Genomic DNA, 16,321 nt, shown 5'->3' on the forward strand with positions numbered 1-16,321 from the left:
CTGCTGGGGATCCGTCATGCGATGGCCAACCCGGTGTACTGCTCTGCGAGGGACTGCTGCGCGTAGCGCGAGCCGGTGACGTACCGGAGCCGGCCGACGCGGCTCGCGTAGTCGAACGCGCGCTCATCGCGCGCGACGTCGGGACCGGGCACGTGGAGCAGCTCGGTCATGTACTGCGAGAAGGACTGGATCTTCCACTGCCGCGCGAGCGCCGTGGTGCTGTACGCGGCGAGCGGCCCGTCATCCCCGCGGGCCTGCGCCGCGAGCGCCTCGCCGAGCAGGGCGACGTCGGCGATCGCCGCGTTCAGGCCCTTCGCGCCGGTGGGCGGCACGATGTGGCCGGCGTCGCCGGCGAGGAACAGCCGCCCGTACACGAGCGTCGCCGCCACCGAGGAGCGCATCGGGGTGATCGACTTCTCGGTGATCGGCCCGGGGGTGAGGGTCCAGCCCGGCGAGCCGAGCCGTTCCTGCAGCGCCGCCCAGATCCGGTCGTCCTCCCACTGCGCGAGGTCCTCACCCGGGTCGACCTGCAGGTAGAGCCGCGACACGGTGGGGCTGCGCATCGAGTGCATGGCGAAGCCCTCGGGGTGGAGGGCGTAGATCAGCTCGTCGGTGCTCGGCGCGACGTCAGCGAGGATGCCGAGCCAGGCGGCGTCGTAGCCGCGCTCGGCGGGCGCGAGGACCCCGTCGGGCACGAGGGTGCGGCAGACGCCGTGGTAGCCGTCGGCGCCGACCACGAAGTCGGCGCGCAGCTCGTGGTCGACGCCGTCGACACGGAACCGGACCACCGGGGCGTCGCCGTCGATCCCTTCGGGCCGCACGTCCTCCGCCGAGTAGTGCACCGCGCTGCCGAGCGCGTCGTGGTGGCGCATGAGGTCGAGCACGACCTGCTGCTGACCGTAGACGGTGACGGTGCGCCCGACGAGCGCGCGGAAGTCGACGTGCGTGCGCTCGCCCTCGACCTGGAGGTGGATGCCGCCGTGGACGAGTCCCTCGGCGTGCAGGCGCTCCGCGAGGCCGTATCGCTCGAGCACGTCGACGGACGCCTGCTCGAGCACGCCGGCCCGGATGCGCGAGAGCACGTGCTCGCGGGAGCGGTGCTCGACGATCACGAACGGCACCGCGTGCGCGGCGAGCACGGCGCCGATCAGCAGGCCGGCCGGTCCCGCGCCGATCACCGCGACCGTCGTGCGTTCCGCCACTGCCGCCTCCTTCGCCGACGCCGAGCCCCCACGCTCGCAGCCGATCCTGCCGCACGCACCGCTCCTTCCGCTGAGCGGAAGAGGCAGGATCACCATGTCAACCCGAGTTGACATGGTCATCGGTGCGCGACTACCGTCCGTCCGTCAACTAGAGTTGACGACCGTGTCGAAGGAGGAGGACGCCGTGACCGTGGCCGCAGCCGAGTCCGGGGATCCCATGGAGACCCTGCGCCGCATCGCCGCGCAGCGCCGCGAGCTCGATCGCGCCGAGGCCGTGGCCGTGCGCCGCGCCCGCGTCGGCGGGGCGTCGTGGGCGTTCATCGCGACGCTGCTCGGCGTCACCCGTCAGGCGGTTCATAAGCGCTACGGGCGACGATGACGGCACCGATGAGCTCCTCCGACCCGCCCGCACGCGCTCGCTCGTTCCGCTTCCGCCGAGGCACCGACACCGGTCCCCGAGCCGGGCTGCGCGACCTGCTCCCCTACCTCGCCGAGCACCGCACCGTGCTCCTCGTGGTCGTCGGCATCAGCGTGCTCGGCGCGCTCGCGTCGCTCGCGCAGCCGCTGCTGCTGCAGCAGGTCGTGCAGCGGGTGCAGCACGGGCAGGCGCTCGGCGACGTCATCGTGCTGATGGCGGTCGTCGTCGCGTTCGCCGCGGTCACGAACGGCGTGCAGCACTACCTGCTGCAGCGCACGGGCACCTCGGTGGTGCTCACCGCCCGGCAGCGGCTCATCCGGCACCTGCTGCGGCTGCCCGTCGCCGAGTTCGACCGGCGCCGCACCGGCGACCTCGTCTCGCGCATCGGCACCGACACGACGCTGCTCTACGCGGTGCTCACGCAGGGGCTCGTCGACGCCGCGGGCGGCGCCGTCACCTTCGTCGGCGCGTTGATCGGGATGCTCGTCGTCGACCCCGTGCTGCTCGGGCTCACGGTGCTCATCATCCTGTTCGCGATCCTCGTGGTCGGCGGTCTCGCGCGGCGCATCCGCAGCGCGAGCCGCGCGCAGCAGGACGCGGTCGGCCGCCTCACCGCCGAGGTCGAGCGCTCGATCGGCGCCGTGCGCACGATCCGCGCGTCCGGGGCGACCGAGCGCGAGACCGACGGCGTGATCGCGGTGGCGAAGGAGGCGTGGGCCGCGGGCATCGGCGTCGCGGGCGCTTCGGCACCCGTCGTGCCGGTCGCGAGCCTCACGCTGAACCTCGCCTTCCTCGTCGTGATCGGCGTCGGCGGCTACCAGGTCGCCGCCGGCACGACCACGATCGCGAACCTCTCGGCGTTCCTCTTCTTCCTCTTCCTGCTCGTGATGCCGCTCGGCCAGGCGTTCGGCGCCGCGAGCTCGGTCGCCTCCGCGCTGGGGGCGCTCGGCCGCATCACCGAGGTGCTCGACCTGCCCGCCGAGTCGGCGAAGGACCCGGAGGACGCCGACCTCGTCGGTCCCGCGAACGCCGACGCCGCACCCGCGGCGCCCGCGCTCGAGTTCGACGCCGTGGCGTTCGCGTACGCGGGTGAGGACGGCCCGACCGACGTGCTGCACGACGTCACGTTCGCGGTGCCGCGCGGCACCCGCACGGCGCTCGTCGGACCGTCCGGCGCCGGCAAGAGCACGATGCTCGCCCTGCTCGAGCGCTTCTACGACGTCTCCGCCGGCACGGTGCGGGTCGGCGGCGTCGACGTGCGGCGGCTCCCCCGCGAGGTGCTGCGGGCGCAGTTCGGCTACGTCGAGCAGGACGCCCCGGCGCTCGCCGGCACGATCCGCGACAACCTGATGCTCGCCGCGCCCCTCGCGACCGAGCAGGACTGCCTGCGGGCCCTCGACGCGGTGAACCTCCGCGAGGCGGTGCTGCGACACCCGCACGGCCTCGACGCCCCGGTCGGCGAGGAGGGCGTGCTGCTGTCCGGCGGCGAGCGGCAGCGGCTCGCGATCGCGCGGGCGCTGCTCGCCGACGCGCCGATCCTGCTGCTCGACGAGTCGACCTCGAACCTCGACGGCCGCAACGAGCAGCTGCTCCGCGAGTCGCTAAAGACGGCCTCCGTCGGCCGCACCGTGGTCGTGATCGCGCACCGCCTCTCCACGGTCGTCGACGCCGACCAGATCGTGGTGGTCGACGCGGGCCGCGTGCTCGCGCGCGGCACCCACGACGAGCTGGTGGACACCTCACCGCTCTACCGCGAGCTGGCGGCCAGCCAGCTCCTCGTCTGACCCTCCCCCCTCCCCCGTTCGCGGATCCGGATTTCTTGCGCAGATCCGGATTTCTGGTCCGACACGCCGCTCCCGAGCCCGGCGGCGCGGCGTGTCGCGGAGTTCTTCCGGATCCGCGATCGGTGCATCCGGTCCTCCCCAGGCCCTGAAGCGCCCGTGGTTCGAGCTCCCGTCCTGGGAGCGCGCGCCGGAGCGACTTCGGATGGGCCACCCTTCCCGCCGTGTCCCTCGCCGCAGCGCATCTCCAGCTCGTCGCCCACGAGGTGCTCGCTGCGCACGACGGGGTCGCGCACCTCCAGCGATTCCTCGAAGCGGGTCTCAGCCGCAACGACGTCGCCCGTGCGCTGCATCTCGGCATCGTGCAGCGGCCGCGCATCGGCTGGTACTGCCTGCCGACGCTTCCGAGCGGCGCGGTCCGGGCGATCCGAGTCGGCGGCGTGCTCGGCTGCGTGTCCGGGGCAGCGGAGCACGGGATCGTGACACCCTAGCGGTCAACTCGCCTGCTGCACGTCAGCCTGGCACCCGACGCCACTCGGCTCCGCCGCGCCGACGACGCGTCGCGACGGGCGGTCGCGGGGCAGGACCGCGGGGTGCGGTGGCACTGGGAGCGCCGATCGGAACCCGCCCAGGGCTATCGCGCGCATCCGCTGGACGTGCTGCTGCAGATGGCGTCATGCGTCCCCGAGCCGTGGTTGGTCGCGGCGATCGACTCCGCGCTGAGCCCTGCGCAGCGCAGTCCGCTCCTCGCCGCGTCCGAGCTGTCGAGGCTGCGGTCTCTGCTGCCCGAGCACCATCGAGGGGCGGTCGACCGTGCGGACGCCAGGTCGGAGGCGCCGGGCGAATCCCTGCTGCGCGTGGGCCTGCAGGATGCTCGCATCCCCGTCGAGCCGCAGGTCTGGCTCACGCAGCGCTACCGCGCCGACCTTCTCGTCGACGGCTGGCTGCCGGTCGAGGTCGACGGCGCCTCGACCCACGCCACACCCGAGGGGTTCGAGCACGACCGCGAGCGGGACGCGACGCTCGCCTGGTTCCTGTCGCATCCGCTGCGGTTCAGCCAGCGGCTCGTCGTGGACGACCTGCCGTTCGTGGTCGGCGCAGTGCGGCGGGTCTGGCTCGGGGGCCCACCTCGCCGCTGATCCCCGCTGCCCCTTCTTCGCGGATCCGGAGAAACTCGCCGACACGCCGCTCCTCACCCCGGGGAAGCGGGGTGTCGCACCAGAAATCCGGATCCGCGCAAGAAATCCGGATCCGCGACGGGGGTGGGTGGGAGGGGGTCAGGCGAAGGGGGACGGGGTCATCGTGTACTTCGTCGAGAGGTACTCGTGGATGCCCTCGAAGCCGCCCTCGCGGCCGACACCCGACTGCTTCACCCCGCCGAACGGCGCCGAGGCGTTCGAGATGACGCCCACGTTCAGGCCCATCATCCCGGTCTCGAGCAGCTCGATCATGCGCTGCCCTCGCGCGAGGTCGCGGGTGAAGACGTAGGAGACGAGGCCGAACTCGGTGTCGTTCGCGATGCGCACCGCCTCCTCCTCCGAGGAGAAGCGGCTGACGGCCACCACGGGCCCGAAGATCTCGGTCTTCAGGATGTCGCTGCCGGGCTTCACGTGATCGAGCACCGTGGGCGAGAAGAAGGTGCCCGGACGGTCGACGCGCCCGCCGCCGATCCGCTCGGTGGCGCCCCGCTCGACGGCGTCCTTCACGAGGCGCTCGGCCTTCTCGATCGCCGCCTCGTTGATGAGCGGGCCGATGCGCACGCCCTCGTCGGTGCCACGGCCGATCGGCAGCGCCTGCACCCGCTCGGTGAGCTTCGCGGCGAACTCGTCGGCGACCGACTCGTGCACGACGAAGCGGTTCGAGGCGGTGCAGGCCTGACCGATGTTGCGGAACTTCGCGAGCATCGCGCCCTCGACCGCCGCGTCGAGATCCGCGTCCTCGAAGACGATGAACGGCGCGTTGCCACCGAGCTCCATCGACGTGCGGAGCACGTTGCCCGCCGCCTGCTGCAGCAGCTTCACACCGACCGGGGTCGAGCCGGTGAAGCTCAGCTTGCGCAGGCGCGAGTCGGCGAGCACCGGCTCGGTGAGCGCACCGGCCTTCGTCGTCGGGACGACGTTCAGGACACCGGCGGGCACGCCCGCCTCCTCGAACAGCTTCGCCACGTAGAGCGTCGTGAGCGGCGTCAGCTCGGCCGGCTTCACGATGACGGTGCAGCCCGCGGCGAGCGCGGGCGCGATCTTCCGCGTCGCCATGGCGAGCGGGAAGTTCCACGGCGTGATCAGGTAGCAGGGCCCGACGGGGTGCTGCGACACGATGGTGCGGCCGGTGCCCTCGGGGTTCACGCCGTAGCGGCCCGTGATGCGCACGGCTTCCTCCGAGAACCAGCGGAGGAACTCGCCGCCGTACGTCACCTCGCCGTGCGACTCGGCCAGCGGCTTGCCCATCTCGAGCGTCATGAGCAGCGCGATGTCGTCCTTGCGCTCCTGCACGAGCTCCCACGTGCGCCGCAGCACGTCGCTGCGGCTCCGGGGCGAGGTCCTCCCCCACGACTCCTGCGCGGCGGCAGCGGCGTCGAGGGCGCGGATGCCGTCCTCGGGACGCCCGTCGGCCACCGACACGAGGACCTTCCCGGTCGACGGGTCGGTCACGTCGAAGCGCTCGCCGCCGGTCGCGTCCTGCCAGCTGCCGCCGATGAGCAGCCCCGTGGGCACGTCGCCCAGCACCCTCGACTCGTCCTCAGCCGCCATCGTGCGCCTCCTCGTCCTCGACCTCCGAGCCTAGGAGGGGATCCCTGGGGCCTCAGCCGGAGGCGCTGTCCTCCGTCACGACGCCGGCGCTCCGGAGCTCCTCGAGGGCCGCCGCGCTCGAGGCCGGCGCGACTCCCGCGACGAGGTCGGTGAGCACCCGGACGCGCTCGCCGTCTCCGACCGCGTCGAGGGCGGAGGCACGCACGCAGTAGTCCGTGGCGATGCCGACGACGTCGACGTCCGTGACACCGCGCTCGCGGAGCACCTCGGCGACGGTCCGCCCGTCGTCGGTGGTGCCCTCGAAGAGCGAGTAGGCGGGACGCCCCTGCCCCTTCTTCACGTGCACGTCGATCGCATCCGCATCCAGGGCCGGGTGGTAGTCGGCACCGGGGGTGCCGCTCACGCAGTGCCGCGGCCAGGTGCCGACGAAGTCGGGGGCGGCCCCGGTGGCGAAGTGGCCGCCGTTGTCGTTGTCGCCGTCGTGCCAGTCGCGCGACGCGATGACGACGTCGTAGTCGCCGCGATGGGCGCGGAGGTGCTCGGTGATGCCCGCCGCGACGGCCGCGCCCCCGTCGACGCCGAGCGCGCCGCCCTCGGTGAAGTCGTTCTGCACGTCGATGACGAGGAGCGCCCGGGCCATGCGCCCGATCCTAGGCAGGCCCTCCCGCGTGCCGAGGCCCTACCGGTTCGACAGGTGCGACCCGCACGCCCAGGCGTCGGCGGTCAGCTCGTCGAGCGCCGCCTTCGTCGACTCGGTGACGTGACCGAGCGCGTAGAAGGCGAAGACGAGCGGGGTGCCGTCCTTCGCGTGGATCACGCCGGCGAGCGTGTACCCGGTGTCGATCCACCCGGTCTTCGCGTGGACCGCGCCGTCGGCCCGCGCGGCGGCGCCCTGGAACCGGTCCGAGTAGCTGAGCGAGCCGGTCCGACCGGACACGGGCAGCCCGTCGTAGATCGCGCCGAGCGATCCGACGCGCAGCCGGACGAGGTGGAGCAGGCGCGTCAGATAGGTGGGCGGCACCGCGTTGTCGTCGCTGAGACCGGAGCCGTCGACGATGCGCAGCGCGGACGTGTCGATGCCGTACCCCTGCAGGCCGGTGACCGTGCCCTGCTGCTCGTCGGTGAAGCGGTCGCCGGCGCCGGAGACGATCGCCGTCTCGCGGGCGAGCGCCTCGGCGATCGTGTTGTCCGACACGATCAGGGTCTGCTGGACGAGCGTCGACACCGGCTGCGAGCGCACGAGCCCGAGCCGTGCCGCGTGCGCGGGCGCCGTGCCGCGCACCGTCGTCACCCCGGGACCGAAGTACGCGGCGAAGGCTGCACCGGCGCGCCCGACGGGGTCGAGGCCGCGGTACGAGACGGGCGCGCTCGGCACGTCGCGGTCGCCGTCGACCATCAGCGCGGTGATCCGCGGCATGTAGCCGTCGATGCGGTCCTGGTCGTGCCAGGTCGGCTGCCACGACGGACCGCCGAAGTAGGAGCTGTCGAGCACGATCTGCGTGATGCGCTGCCCGCGGTTCGCGGGGTCCGCCGCCCAGGCCTTCTTCACCTGCGCGACGAGGGTCGCGAGGTGCGGGGCGCCGGCGTAGGCCGTGGTCGTGCCGACGGGCGTGCGTGACAGGGTCACGTCGCCGCCGCCGACGAGGACGATCTGGCCGGGCTTGGACCCCTTCACCACCGTCGTCGTGAAGCGGTGGTCGGGCCCGAGCACCTCGAGGGCGGCCGCGGTGGTGAGCAGCTTCAGCACGCTCGCCGTGCGCGAGGCCACGGCGCCGCGGCGGTCGAAGAGCACCTCGCCGCTCGCGTCGTCGACCACGCGACCCTGGAACGACGCGAGCCGCGGATCACGGGCGGCGGCCGAGATCGAGCAGTTCCGGGCGAGCGCCTGACGGACGCGGGGCGCCGGTGTCGTAGTCGGCGTCCGGGTCGGCGTGGGATCGGTGACCGGGGTCCGCGCCACCTGCCCGGCGGGTTGCACGGCCGATGCCGCCGTCGCGCGCGCTGCGGGCGCGGGATGCGCGGAGAGCGCGTACGCCGCCGACCAGCTGCCCGCCAGCAGGGCAGCGGTGACCCCGCTCGCCACCGCGAGCGTCCGACGCCGGACCATCGCGCCAGTGTAAGGACGGACTGATCTAGCCCTGCGTGGCCTCGCCGGGATAGACGAGGCCGATGCGCCGCCGGATCTCGTCGAGCAGCGCCATGATGCCCACGACCTGCGCGGCGGGCAGCCGCTCGCTCTCCGTCCGTCCCTCACGCACCAATCGCTCGAGCTCGAGCGCCTGGTACTGCATGCCTCGCCCGGACGTCGCCGGCCGTCCGGTGCGCACGACCTCGCCGCGCTCGTCCCGCACCGTGTAGCCGGTCGGCGTGTACCAGACGGGGTCGATGTCGATGGAGCCGCCGGTGGCGACGATCGCGGCGCGGTTCGGACCCTTGAGGTCGGACGCCGTGCTGAACACCGTGTGCCGCCCGTCGTCGTGCACGAACGTGCCGGACACCCGCTGGTCGACGCCCGTGGTGGTGAACGTCGCGGCCACCTGCACGTCGGCGGGCAGCCCGAAGAGGTCGACGGCGAACGAGATCGGGTAGACCCCGAGGTCGAGCAGCGCACCGCCACCGAGCGCCGGGTCGTTGATGCGGTGACCGGGATCCTTCGGCAGCGACTGCGTGTGGTCGGCGAGCAGCAGCTGCGGGTCGCCGATCTCGCCGGAGCGCAGCACCTCGTGGATCTCGAGCATGTGCGGCAGCCAGCGCGTCCACATGGCCTCGAGGGCGACGAGCCCGCGGGCGCGGGCGAGGTGGACCACCGCCTCCGCCTCGCGGGCGTTCAGCGTGAACGGCTTCTCGACGAGCACGTGCTTGCCGTGCTCGAGCGCGAGCAGGGCCGCCTCGGCGTGCGCCGGATGCGGGGTCGCCACGTAGACGACGTCGACCGAGGGGTCCGAGACGAGGGCCTCCCACGTGCCGTGCGCGTTCGGCACGTCGTGCTCAGCGGCGAAGGACCGCGCCCGTTCCGTCGTGCGGCTGCCGACGGCGGCGACGCGGAGGCCCGCGTCGTGGAGGTCCCGCGTGAAGTCTCCGGCGATGTGCCCGGTTGCGAGGATGCCCCAGCCGAGGCCGTCCCGATCGGTCATGCGCGAACGCTAGCCCGCGGCGCTCCCGGTGCGCCGCGTGAGGTGCGCTGCGCGATCGATTACACTCGACGCGGTCCGCCGCCCTAGCTCAGTCGGCAGAGCGATTCACTCGTAATGAATAGGTCAAGGGTTCGATTCCCTTGGGCGGCTCCACGAGAAGAAGGCATCGTCCCGTCAGGGTCGGTGCCTTCTTCTCGTTGTGCGGGAGTACCGCGCGGAGGTCATCCGCCCGGGTGGAGGTGCGACACGCGCTATCCGCACCTTCACGAGGGCGAAGTACCTGCGCGCGGTCCGAGCCTCAGCCGCAGGTGGCCGCCGACGGCACCGCGCCCGAGGTGAGGTAGCGGTCGACGGGGTCGTCGATGCAGGCGACGTGGTTGCGGTACGCGGTGTGGCCCTGCCCCTTCAGGGTGAGCAGCACGCCCTTCGGCAGCTGGCCCGCGAGGCTCCGCGCCCACGCGATGGGGGTGGCGGGGTCGCCCGTCGTGCCGAGCACGAGGATCGGCGGCGAGCCGACCGCGTGCACCCGGTGCGGGGCACCGATCGCCTTCACCGGCCAGTTGCCGCAGACCGGGTCGCCGAGATCGTTCGTGTTGTCCGCCGCGCGGAGCGGGTCGGCCGCGTCGAGCTGCCGGCCCTCGGCCTTCAGCACCGCCGGGTCGGTCTCGACGGGCTTGTCGAGGCAGTCGACCGCGTAGATTGCCTCGAAGAGGTTGTCGGTGTAGCCGGAGTCGCTTCGGTCGACGTAGGAGTCGGCGAGTGCCAGCGTCAGCTGGGTCTCGCCGTGCAGGATCTGCGCGAACGCCTTCGTCAGGTACTGCCAGGAGCCCTGGTCGTAGAGCGCCGCGTCGATCGCCGTGCGCAGGTAGGCGCTGTTCACCTCGCGCCCGTCCGACGCGCGGATCGGCGACCGGCGCAGCGCGACGAGCATCTGCGCGATCGTCGAGGTCGCCTGCGCGACGGTGAGCCCGTGGAACGGGCAGGAGCTGCGTGTGACGCAGTCGGCGAGATAGGTCTGCAGCGCGGCGCCGAACGCGCGGGTGTTCGCGAGGCTCTCCTCGAACGAGCTGATCGACGGATCGACGGCGCCGTCCAGCACCATGCGCCCGACGTGGGTCGGGAACCGGTCGGCGTACTCGGCGCCGATCGACGTGCCGTAGGAGAAGCCGAAGTAGTCGAGCTTCGGCGACCCGACGGCGGCGCGGAGCATGTCGAGGTCCCGGACGGTGCTGACCGTGTCGACGTGCGCGAGCAGCGCACCCGTGCGGGCCGCGCACGCCTGCCCGAACGCGGTGTCGGCGTGCTCGATGCGGCTGCGGAGCGCCGAGCTGCCCTCGGGCAGGTCCGGGTCGAGGAACAGCACGGAGTCGAGCCGCTTCGTGTCGTAGCAGTCGACCGCGCTCGATCTGCCCACGCCCCGCGGGTCCCACGCGACGATGTCGTAGGCGTCGAGCAGCGTCTTGTCGAAGATCTGCTTCGCGCTGGTCTGCAGGAACGCGACCGCGGAGACGCCCGGTCCCCCGGGGTTCATGAACAGGGTGCCGATGCGGTGCCCCGAGGCCGGCCGCATCGTGAGCGCGAGGTGGATGCGGCCACCGCCGGGAGACGACCAGTCGAGGGGCGCGGTCGCGGTGCTGCAGCGGAACCCGTCGGCGCAGCCCTTCCAGACGAGCCGCTGCCCGTAGAACGGTCGCGCCGAGGCGGGGGCGGTGGTGGCCGCCACCGGGGTCGAGGTGGTGTCGGGCGTCGGCAGCAGGCCGCACCCGGCGAGGACGAGCAGCACGAGCAGCGCCGCGAGCGGCGCGAGCACCCGCCTCACCGGCGTCGCTCCAGGGCCGCGGTGACGAGCACCGCCTCGAGCACGAGGAGGGGCGGCACGTTCGCCGGCAGGCGCCGGCGGGCGTCGGCGATCGCGTCGAGCACCGCGAGCGTCGCGGTCGGCGGGGTGTCGGTGGCGAGGCGCTCGATGTCGTCGCCGTACGCGCCGTTGACCGGCGTGAGTCCCGCGCCGAGCTGGTGCAGCAGCACGTCGCGGTGGAGCGCGAGCAGGTCGAGCAGGATGCGGTCGACGCTGTCGCGGAGCCCGCGGGTCGCGCGGCGCTTCTGGTCGTCCTCGAGCTGCTTCAGCATGCTGCGCAGCTGCGGGGGGACGGCCGCGCCCGGCTGCACGCCCATCGACTTCAGCGCCGCGGCGCGCTCGCCCTCGTCGCGCTCCTCGGTGAGCGCCGAGGAGTCCTCCTTCGCGATGTCGAGCAGCCGCTGCGCGCTGCGCACCGCCTGCGGCACGCTGCGCACGCCGAACGCGATGCGGATCGTCTCGTCGCGCCGCGCGCGGGCGTCGGCGTCGGTCGCGAGCCGGTGCGCCATGCCGATGTGGCTCTGCGCCTCCTGCGCGGCACGGAGCGCGAGCGCGGGGTCGACGCCGTCGCGGCGGACGAGCAGCTCGGCGACCTCGGCGGGATCGGGCACGCGCAGGCGGACCACGCGAACCCGCGAACGGATCGTCGGCAGCAGATCCGCCTCGCTCGGTGCGCAGAGGATCCACACGGTGCGCTCGGGCGGCTCCTCGAGCGACTTCAGCAACACGTTGGAGGTGCGCTCGGTCATCCGGTCGGCGTCCTCGATGACGAGCACCCGGTACGCGGCGACCGACGGCGAGTAGGCGGCGGAGGTGACGAGGCGGCGCACCTCGTCGATCGTGATCGTCACGCGCTCGGAGGCGAGCACGGCGAGGTCGGGGTGCGTGCGCGCGTCCACCAGCGCGGCTACGGCCGGATCGGGCACGCCGCCGGGGCTCAGCAGCGCGGTCGCGAACGCGTAGGCGAGGTTCGAGCGGCCGGAGCCGGGCGGCCCGGTGAGCAGCCAGGCGTGCGTCATCGCACCGGTGGACTGCTCGCCCCGGTACGCGTCGCGGGCGGCGGCCGTCACCCACTCGATGGCCTGCTGCTGCCCGATGAGCTCGGCGAACGGCGTCTCGGTGCTCATGCCGTCGTCCCGACCCACGGCTGCAGCACCGCGCGGATGCGCTGCTGCACCTCGTCCGGCGGCAGCGCCGCGTCGACCACGACGATGCGGTGCGGCTCGGCGTCGGCGAGCGCGAGGTAGGCGTCGCGCACCCGGGCGTGGAAGTCGTCGTGCTCGGCCTCGAGCCGGTCGAACCGCTCGCGGTCGGCACGGCGTGCGCGACCGACCGCCGGGTCGAGGTCGAGCAGCACGGTGACGTCGGGCAGCAGCCCGTCCGCGGCCCAGAGCGACAGACGGCGCACCTCGTCGGCGTCGAGCACGCGGCCGGCGCCCTGGTAGGCGACCGAGGAGTCGAGGTAGCGGTCCTGCAGCACCACGTCGCCGCGCGCGAGCGCGGGCCTCACCACCGTCGCGATGTGCTCGGCGCGGTCGGCGGCGTAGAGCAGCGCCTCGGCCCGAGGGGTGATGGCCTCGGGCCGGTGCAGCACGAGGTCGCGGATGCCACCGCCGAGGCCTGTGCCGCCGGGCTCGCGGGTGCGCACGACGCGGCGGCCGAGCGCCGTCAGCCACGCCTCGAGGGCCTCGGCCTGAGTGGTCTTGCCCACCGCGTCGCCGCCCTCGAGCGTGACGAACAGCCCGGTCACGTGCGCTTCGTGGTGCGCTTCGCCGTCGTCGTGCGCGGCTTCGCCGTGCGGGTCGCCCGCTTCGGCGCCGGTCCCTTGGCGCGCTTGTCGGCGAGCATCTGCACGGCGCCGGCGAAGTCGATCTGCAGCGGGTCCTGGCCCCGCGGGATGGTCGCGTTCGTCTCGCCGTCGGTGACGTAGGCGCCGAAGCGGCCGTCCTTGATGCGGATCGGCTTGCCGCTCACCGGGTCGGCCTCGAACTCCTTGAGCGCGCTGCTGCCGGCACGCTTCGCGCCGTACTTCGGCTGCGCGAACAGCTCGAGCGCGCCGGGGAGGTCGACCGTGAAGATGCTGTCCTCGTCGGGCAGCGTGCGGGTGTCGGTGCCCTTCTTCAGGTAGGGCCCGTACCGGCCGTTCTGCGCCGTGATCGCCTCGCCGCTCTCCGGGTCGTCGCCGACCGTGCGCGGCAGGTCGAGCAGCTGGACCGCGGTGGCGAGGTCGACGGTGTCGGGCGACATCGACTTGAACAGCGAGGCGGTGCGCGGCTTCGGCGCGCCCTTCTTGCCGGCCTCGTCATCGGGGATCACCTCGGTGACGTAGGGGCCGAACCGGCCGTCCTTGGCGATGATCGTGCGCCCCGACTCGGGGTGCGCGCCGAGCACGCGGTCCTCCTGCGGCGGCGCGGCGGCGAGCTCGCGGGCCTTGGCCTCGGTGAGCTCGTCGGGCGCGAGGTCCGGAGGGAGGTTGACGCGGCGTGTCGACTGCTCGGCCTCGCGCAGCTCGCCCGTCTCAGGGTCGACCTGCGGCTCGCCCGGCTCGACGACCTCGAGGTAGGGCCCGTACTTGCCGATGCGGAGCGTGATGTCGTCGGTGAGCGGGATCGAGTTGATCGACTTCGCGTCGATGTCGCCGAGGTTGTCGACGACGCCGCGCAGCCCGGGGTGCTGCGGGTCTCCGAAGTAGAACTCTCGGAGCCAGTCGACCCGGTCCTGCTCGCCGTCGGCGATGCGGTCGAGGTCGTTCTCCATCTCGGCGGTGAAGTCGTAGGCGACGAGCGCGCCGAAGAAGTCCTCGAGGAGCCGGACGACCGAGAAGGCGATCCAGTTCGGCACGAGCGCGTTGCCACGGGCGGTGACGTAGCCGCGGTCGACGATGGTGGAGAGGATCGTGGCGTAGGTCGAGGGACGGCCGATGCCGAGCTCCTCGAGCGTCTTCACGAGGCTCGCCTCGGTGTACCGCGGCGGCGGCGACGTCTCGTGACCGTTCGCGGTGGCGTCCTGCGACGCGAGCGCCTGCCCCTCCGCGAGCGGCGGCAGCTTCGCCTCGCCGCCCTGGTCGGCGTTGCGCTCCTCGTCGCGGCCCTCCTCGTAGGCCGCGAGGAAGCCGCGCACGGTGATGACCGTGCCGCTCGCCGTGAACTCGGCGGCGCGGCCCGCGGCGGGCACGCCGACCACCACGGACGCGGTGGAGCCCCGCGCGTCGATCATCTGCGACGCCACGGTGCGGCGCCAGATCAGCTCGTAGAGCCGCAGCTCGTTCGTGTTGAGCGCGCCGCGGAGCTCGTCGGGCGTGCGGAAGACCTCGCCCGACGGCCGGATGGCCTCGTGCGCCTCCTGGGCGTTCTTGTTGCGCCCCGCGTACACCCGGGGCGCATCGGGCACCGTCTCGGCGCCGAACAGCGCGCGGGCCTGCGCGCGGGCGGCCTGCGTCGCCTGCGCCGACAGGGCCGGCGAGTCGGTGCGCATGTAGGTGATGTAGCCGTTCTCGTACAGCCCCTGCGCGACCGACATGGTCTGCCGGGCGCTGAACCGCAGCTTGCGCGCGGCCTCCTGCTGGAGGGTCGACGTGGTGAACGGCGCGGCCGGGCGGCGCGTGTAGGGCTTCGACTCGACCGAGAGCACGGTCGCCCCGGGGTGACCGGTGCCGATCGCCTCGGCGATCGCCTGCGCGTCGGCGCCCGACAGGACGAGGGCGTCGGTCTTGACCCGCCCTCGGTCGTCGAAGTCGCGGCCGGTGGCGACGCGGCGGCCGTCGAGCCGGTTGAGGCGCGCGGCGAAGTCGGTGCCGCCCTCGGCGGCGAAGTGCGCGGTGACGTCGAAGTAGCCGGCGGAGACGAACGCGAGGCGCTCGCGCTCGCGGTCGACGACGAGCCGGGTCGCGGCGGACTGCACGCGTCCGGCGGACAGCCCGGGCCCGACCTTGCGCCAGAGCACGGGCGAGACCTCGTAGCCGTAGAGCCGGTCGAGGATGCGGCGGGTCTCCTGCGCGTCGACGAGGGCGGTGTCGAGCTGCCGCGTGTGGTCACGGGCGTGGGCGATGGCGTCCTTCGTGATCTCGTGGAAGACCATGCGCTTCACGGGGACCTTCGGCTTCAGCACCTCGAGCAGGTGCCACGCGATGGCCTCGCCCTCGCGGTCCTCATCAGTCGCGAGGTAGAGCTCGTCGGCGTCCTTCAGCGCGCGCTTCAGGTCGGAGACCGTCTTCTTCTTCTGGTCGGAGACCACGTAGTACGGCTCGAACCCGTTGTCGACGTCGACGGAGAACTTGCCCAGCGAGCCCTTCTTCAGCTCGGCCGGCAGGTTCTTCGGCTCGATGAGATCGCGGATGTGCCCGACGGACGCCTGCACCTCGTACCCGTCACCCAGGTACTTCGCGATCGTCTTCGCCTTCGCGGGCGACTCGACGATCACGAGCTTCTTCGTGCCGGGCACGGCGTCCTCCTCTCCCCTGACGGGGTCCGCGGCGGGAGACCCGGCCGCGATCCCGCACACCATACACAGCGGCCTCCGACGGACTGCGTAGGGCACCCGGCGCTCGACACCGGGTCGCGCATCCGGGCGGCCCCGCCGTGGCGACGGCGTGCAGCGGCAGGCCGAGCACCGTCACGACGACGTCGACGCGCACGACGAGGGCGGACTGCTCGCAGGTCGCGAGAGCCGCGCCGTTCGCCGCTGCGAGTGCAGCGGCACGGTCACAGGGTACGCCCGGTGCGGCGCCGAGCGCGGTGTCGGCCCCCGCGAGCGCCGCCGCGTCGGCCGCCTGCGCCGCCGTACCGCGCGCTGCGAGCACGGCCGCCAGCGGGAGCAGCAGCACGAGCAGGGCCGCGAGGGCCGCGACCACGCCGACCGCGAGCACCGTGCCCGCTCCCCGGTCGGCATGCCCGGTCACCCCGCAGCCCCGAGGGCGCAGGCGCGAGCGGCCAGCGTCACGACGACCTCGGCGGAGGCGGTCGCGCACACGACGCCGTCGGCGGTGCGGCCGAAGCGCACTGCGCCGGCGCCGGCCTCGGTCGCCATCACCCCCGCACGCGCTTCGCCGTCACCGCGGGCGACGCTGCGCGCGGCGAGCGCGGCGGCGCCCTGCAGGCGGAGCTGCTCGGCGCCGGCCGTGAGGCCGCCGAGGCACGCGGCGAGCACGAGCAGCACGGCGGGCACCGCCACCGCGACCTC

Annotated in this window: 15 protein-coding genes and 1 tRNA gene; 5 read left to right on the forward strand and 11 right to left on the reverse strand. The window is 73.3% G+C overall.

Annotation, left to right across the window (positions count from 1 at the left end):
- Nucleotides 1-14 precede the first annotated feature (14 nt).
- Entirely contained in the window at nucleotides 15-1,202 is a 1,188-nt protein-coding gene (locus QDR37_RS04420; protein WP_279712373.1) for a 4-hydroxybenzoate 3-monooxygenase, read from the reverse strand.
- 163 nt (nucleotides 1,203-1,365) lie between these two features.
- On the opposite strand from QDR37_RS04420, the gene QDR37_RS04425 reads away from it, so the two are divergent.
- The 4 genes from QDR37_RS04425 to QDR37_RS04440 all read left to right on the forward strand — a co-directional run bounded on the left by QDR37_RS04425 (nucleotide 1,366) and on the right by QDR37_RS04440 (nucleotide 4,540).
- The gene (locus QDR37_RS04425; protein WP_347882090.1) at nucleotides 1,366-1,581 is read left to right on the forward strand and encodes a hypothetical protein; all 216 of its coding nucleotides are present in this window, start codon (nucleotides 1,366-1,368) and stop codon (nucleotides 1,579-1,581) included.
- A gap of 8 nt (nucleotides 1,582-1,589) precedes the next feature.
- A complete protein-coding gene (locus QDR37_RS04430) occupies nucleotides 1,590-3,404 on the forward strand; it encodes an ABC transporter ATP-binding protein (protein ID WP_279712374.1) in 1,815 nt (604 codons plus the stop codon).
- A gap of 221 nt (nucleotides 3,405-3,625) precedes the next feature.
- The gene (locus QDR37_RS04435) at nucleotides 3,626-3,892 is read left to right on the forward strand and encodes a hypothetical protein (RefSeq protein ID WP_279712375.1); all 267 of its coding nucleotides are present in this window, start codon (nucleotides 3,626-3,628) and stop codon (nucleotides 3,890-3,892) included.
- Between the two features lie 366 nt (nucleotides 3,893-4,258).
- Nucleotides 4,259-4,540 (forward strand): hypothetical protein, encoded by a 282-nt coding sequence (locus QDR37_RS04440; protein ID WP_279712376.1) that lies wholly within the window; start codon nucleotides 4,259-4,261, stop codon nucleotides 4,538-4,540.
- A 138-nt stretch (nucleotides 4,541-4,678) separates the two neighbouring features.
- Here the strand turns inward: QDR37_RS04440 and QDR37_RS04445 are convergent, their stop codons facing one another.
- Genes QDR37_RS04445 through QDR37_RS04460 form a run of 4 tightly spaced genes read right to left on the reverse strand, consistent with a single transcriptional unit; the run spans nucleotide 4,679 to nucleotide 9,285 of the window.
- Complete coding sequence (locus QDR37_RS04445; RefSeq protein WP_279712377.1) at nucleotides 4,679-6,151, reverse strand: NAD-dependent succinate-semialdehyde dehydrogenase; 1,473 nt, start codon at nucleotides 6,149-6,151, stop codon at nucleotides 4,679-4,681.
- A gap of 52 nt (nucleotides 6,152-6,203) precedes the next feature.
- Nucleotides 6,204-6,791, reverse strand: a complete 588-nt coding sequence (locus QDR37_RS04450; protein ID WP_279712378.1) for an isochorismatase family protein — start codon at nucleotides 6,789-6,791, stop codon at nucleotides 6,204-6,206.
- A gap of 39 nt (nucleotides 6,792-6,830) precedes the next feature.
- On the reverse strand, nucleotides 6,831-8,258 hold the full coding sequence (locus QDR37_RS04455; protein WP_279712379.1) for a D-alanyl-D-alanine carboxypeptidase: 1,428 nt from the start codon (nucleotides 8,256-8,258) through the stop codon (nucleotides 6,831-6,833).
- Between the two features lie 25 nt (nucleotides 8,259-8,283).
- Complete coding sequence (locus tag QDR37_RS04460; protein WP_279712380.1) at nucleotides 8,284-9,285, reverse strand: Gfo/Idh/MocA family oxidoreductase; 1,002 nt, start codon at nucleotides 9,283-9,285, stop codon at nucleotides 8,284-8,286.
- 77 nt (nucleotides 9,286-9,362) lie between these two features.
- Between QDR37_RS04460 and QDR37_RS04465 the strand changes: the two genes are divergently transcribed.
- Nucleotides 9,363-9,438 (forward strand) — tRNA-Thr (locus tag QDR37_RS04465).
- A 145-nt stretch (nucleotides 9,439-9,583) separates the two neighbouring features.
- Here the strand turns inward: QDR37_RS04465 and QDR37_RS04470 are convergent.
- The 6 genes from QDR37_RS04470 to QDR37_RS04495 are packed head-to-tail and all read right to left on the reverse strand — an operon-like array spanning nucleotide 9,584 to nucleotide 16,312.
- Nucleotides 9,584-11,104, reverse strand: coding sequence for an alpha/beta hydrolase (locus tag QDR37_RS04470; RefSeq protein ID WP_279712381.1), 1,521 nt, complete (start codon nucleotides 11,102-11,104; stop codon nucleotides 9,584-9,586).
- Complete coding sequence (locus QDR37_RS04475; RefSeq protein WP_279712382.1) at nucleotides 11,101-12,270, reverse strand: DNA polymerase III subunit delta'; 1,170 nt, start codon at nucleotides 12,268-12,270, stop codon at nucleotides 11,101-11,103. Before QDR37_RS04475 ends, QDR37_RS04470 begins: the two co-directional genes overlap by 4 nt.
- Nucleotides 12,267-12,893 (reverse strand): dTMP kinase, encoded by a 627-nt coding sequence (gene tmk, locus QDR37_RS04480; RefSeq protein ID WP_279712383.1) that lies wholly within the window; start codon nucleotides 12,891-12,893, stop codon nucleotides 12,267-12,269. Before tmk ends, QDR37_RS04475 begins: the two co-directional genes overlap by 4 nt.
- On the reverse strand, nucleotides 12,890-15,583 hold the full coding sequence (gene topA, locus QDR37_RS04485; RefSeq protein WP_347882091.1) for a type I DNA topoisomerase: 2,694 nt from the start codon (nucleotides 15,581-15,583) through the stop codon (nucleotides 12,890-12,892). Before topA ends, tmk begins: the two co-directional genes overlap by 4 nt.
- Nucleotides 15,510-16,109 (reverse strand): Rv3654c family TadE-like protein, encoded by a 600-nt coding sequence (locus QDR37_RS04490; RefSeq protein ID WP_347882092.1) that lies wholly within the window; start codon nucleotides 16,107-16,109, stop codon nucleotides 15,510-15,512. Before QDR37_RS04490 ends, topA begins: the two co-directional genes overlap by 74 nt.
- Nucleotides 16,037-16,312, reverse strand: coding sequence for a hypothetical protein (locus QDR37_RS04495; RefSeq protein ID WP_279712385.1), 276 nt, complete (start codon nucleotides 16,310-16,312; stop codon nucleotides 16,037-16,039). Before QDR37_RS04495 ends, QDR37_RS04490 begins: the two co-directional genes overlap by 73 nt.
- Between the last annotated feature and the right edge of the window lie 9 nt (nucleotides 16,313-16,321).

It is taken from the genome of Amnibacterium sp. CER49, assembly GCF_029846255.1.
Classification (GTDB): Bacteria; Actinomycetota; Actinomycetes; order Actinomycetales; family Microbacteriaceae; genus Amnibacterium.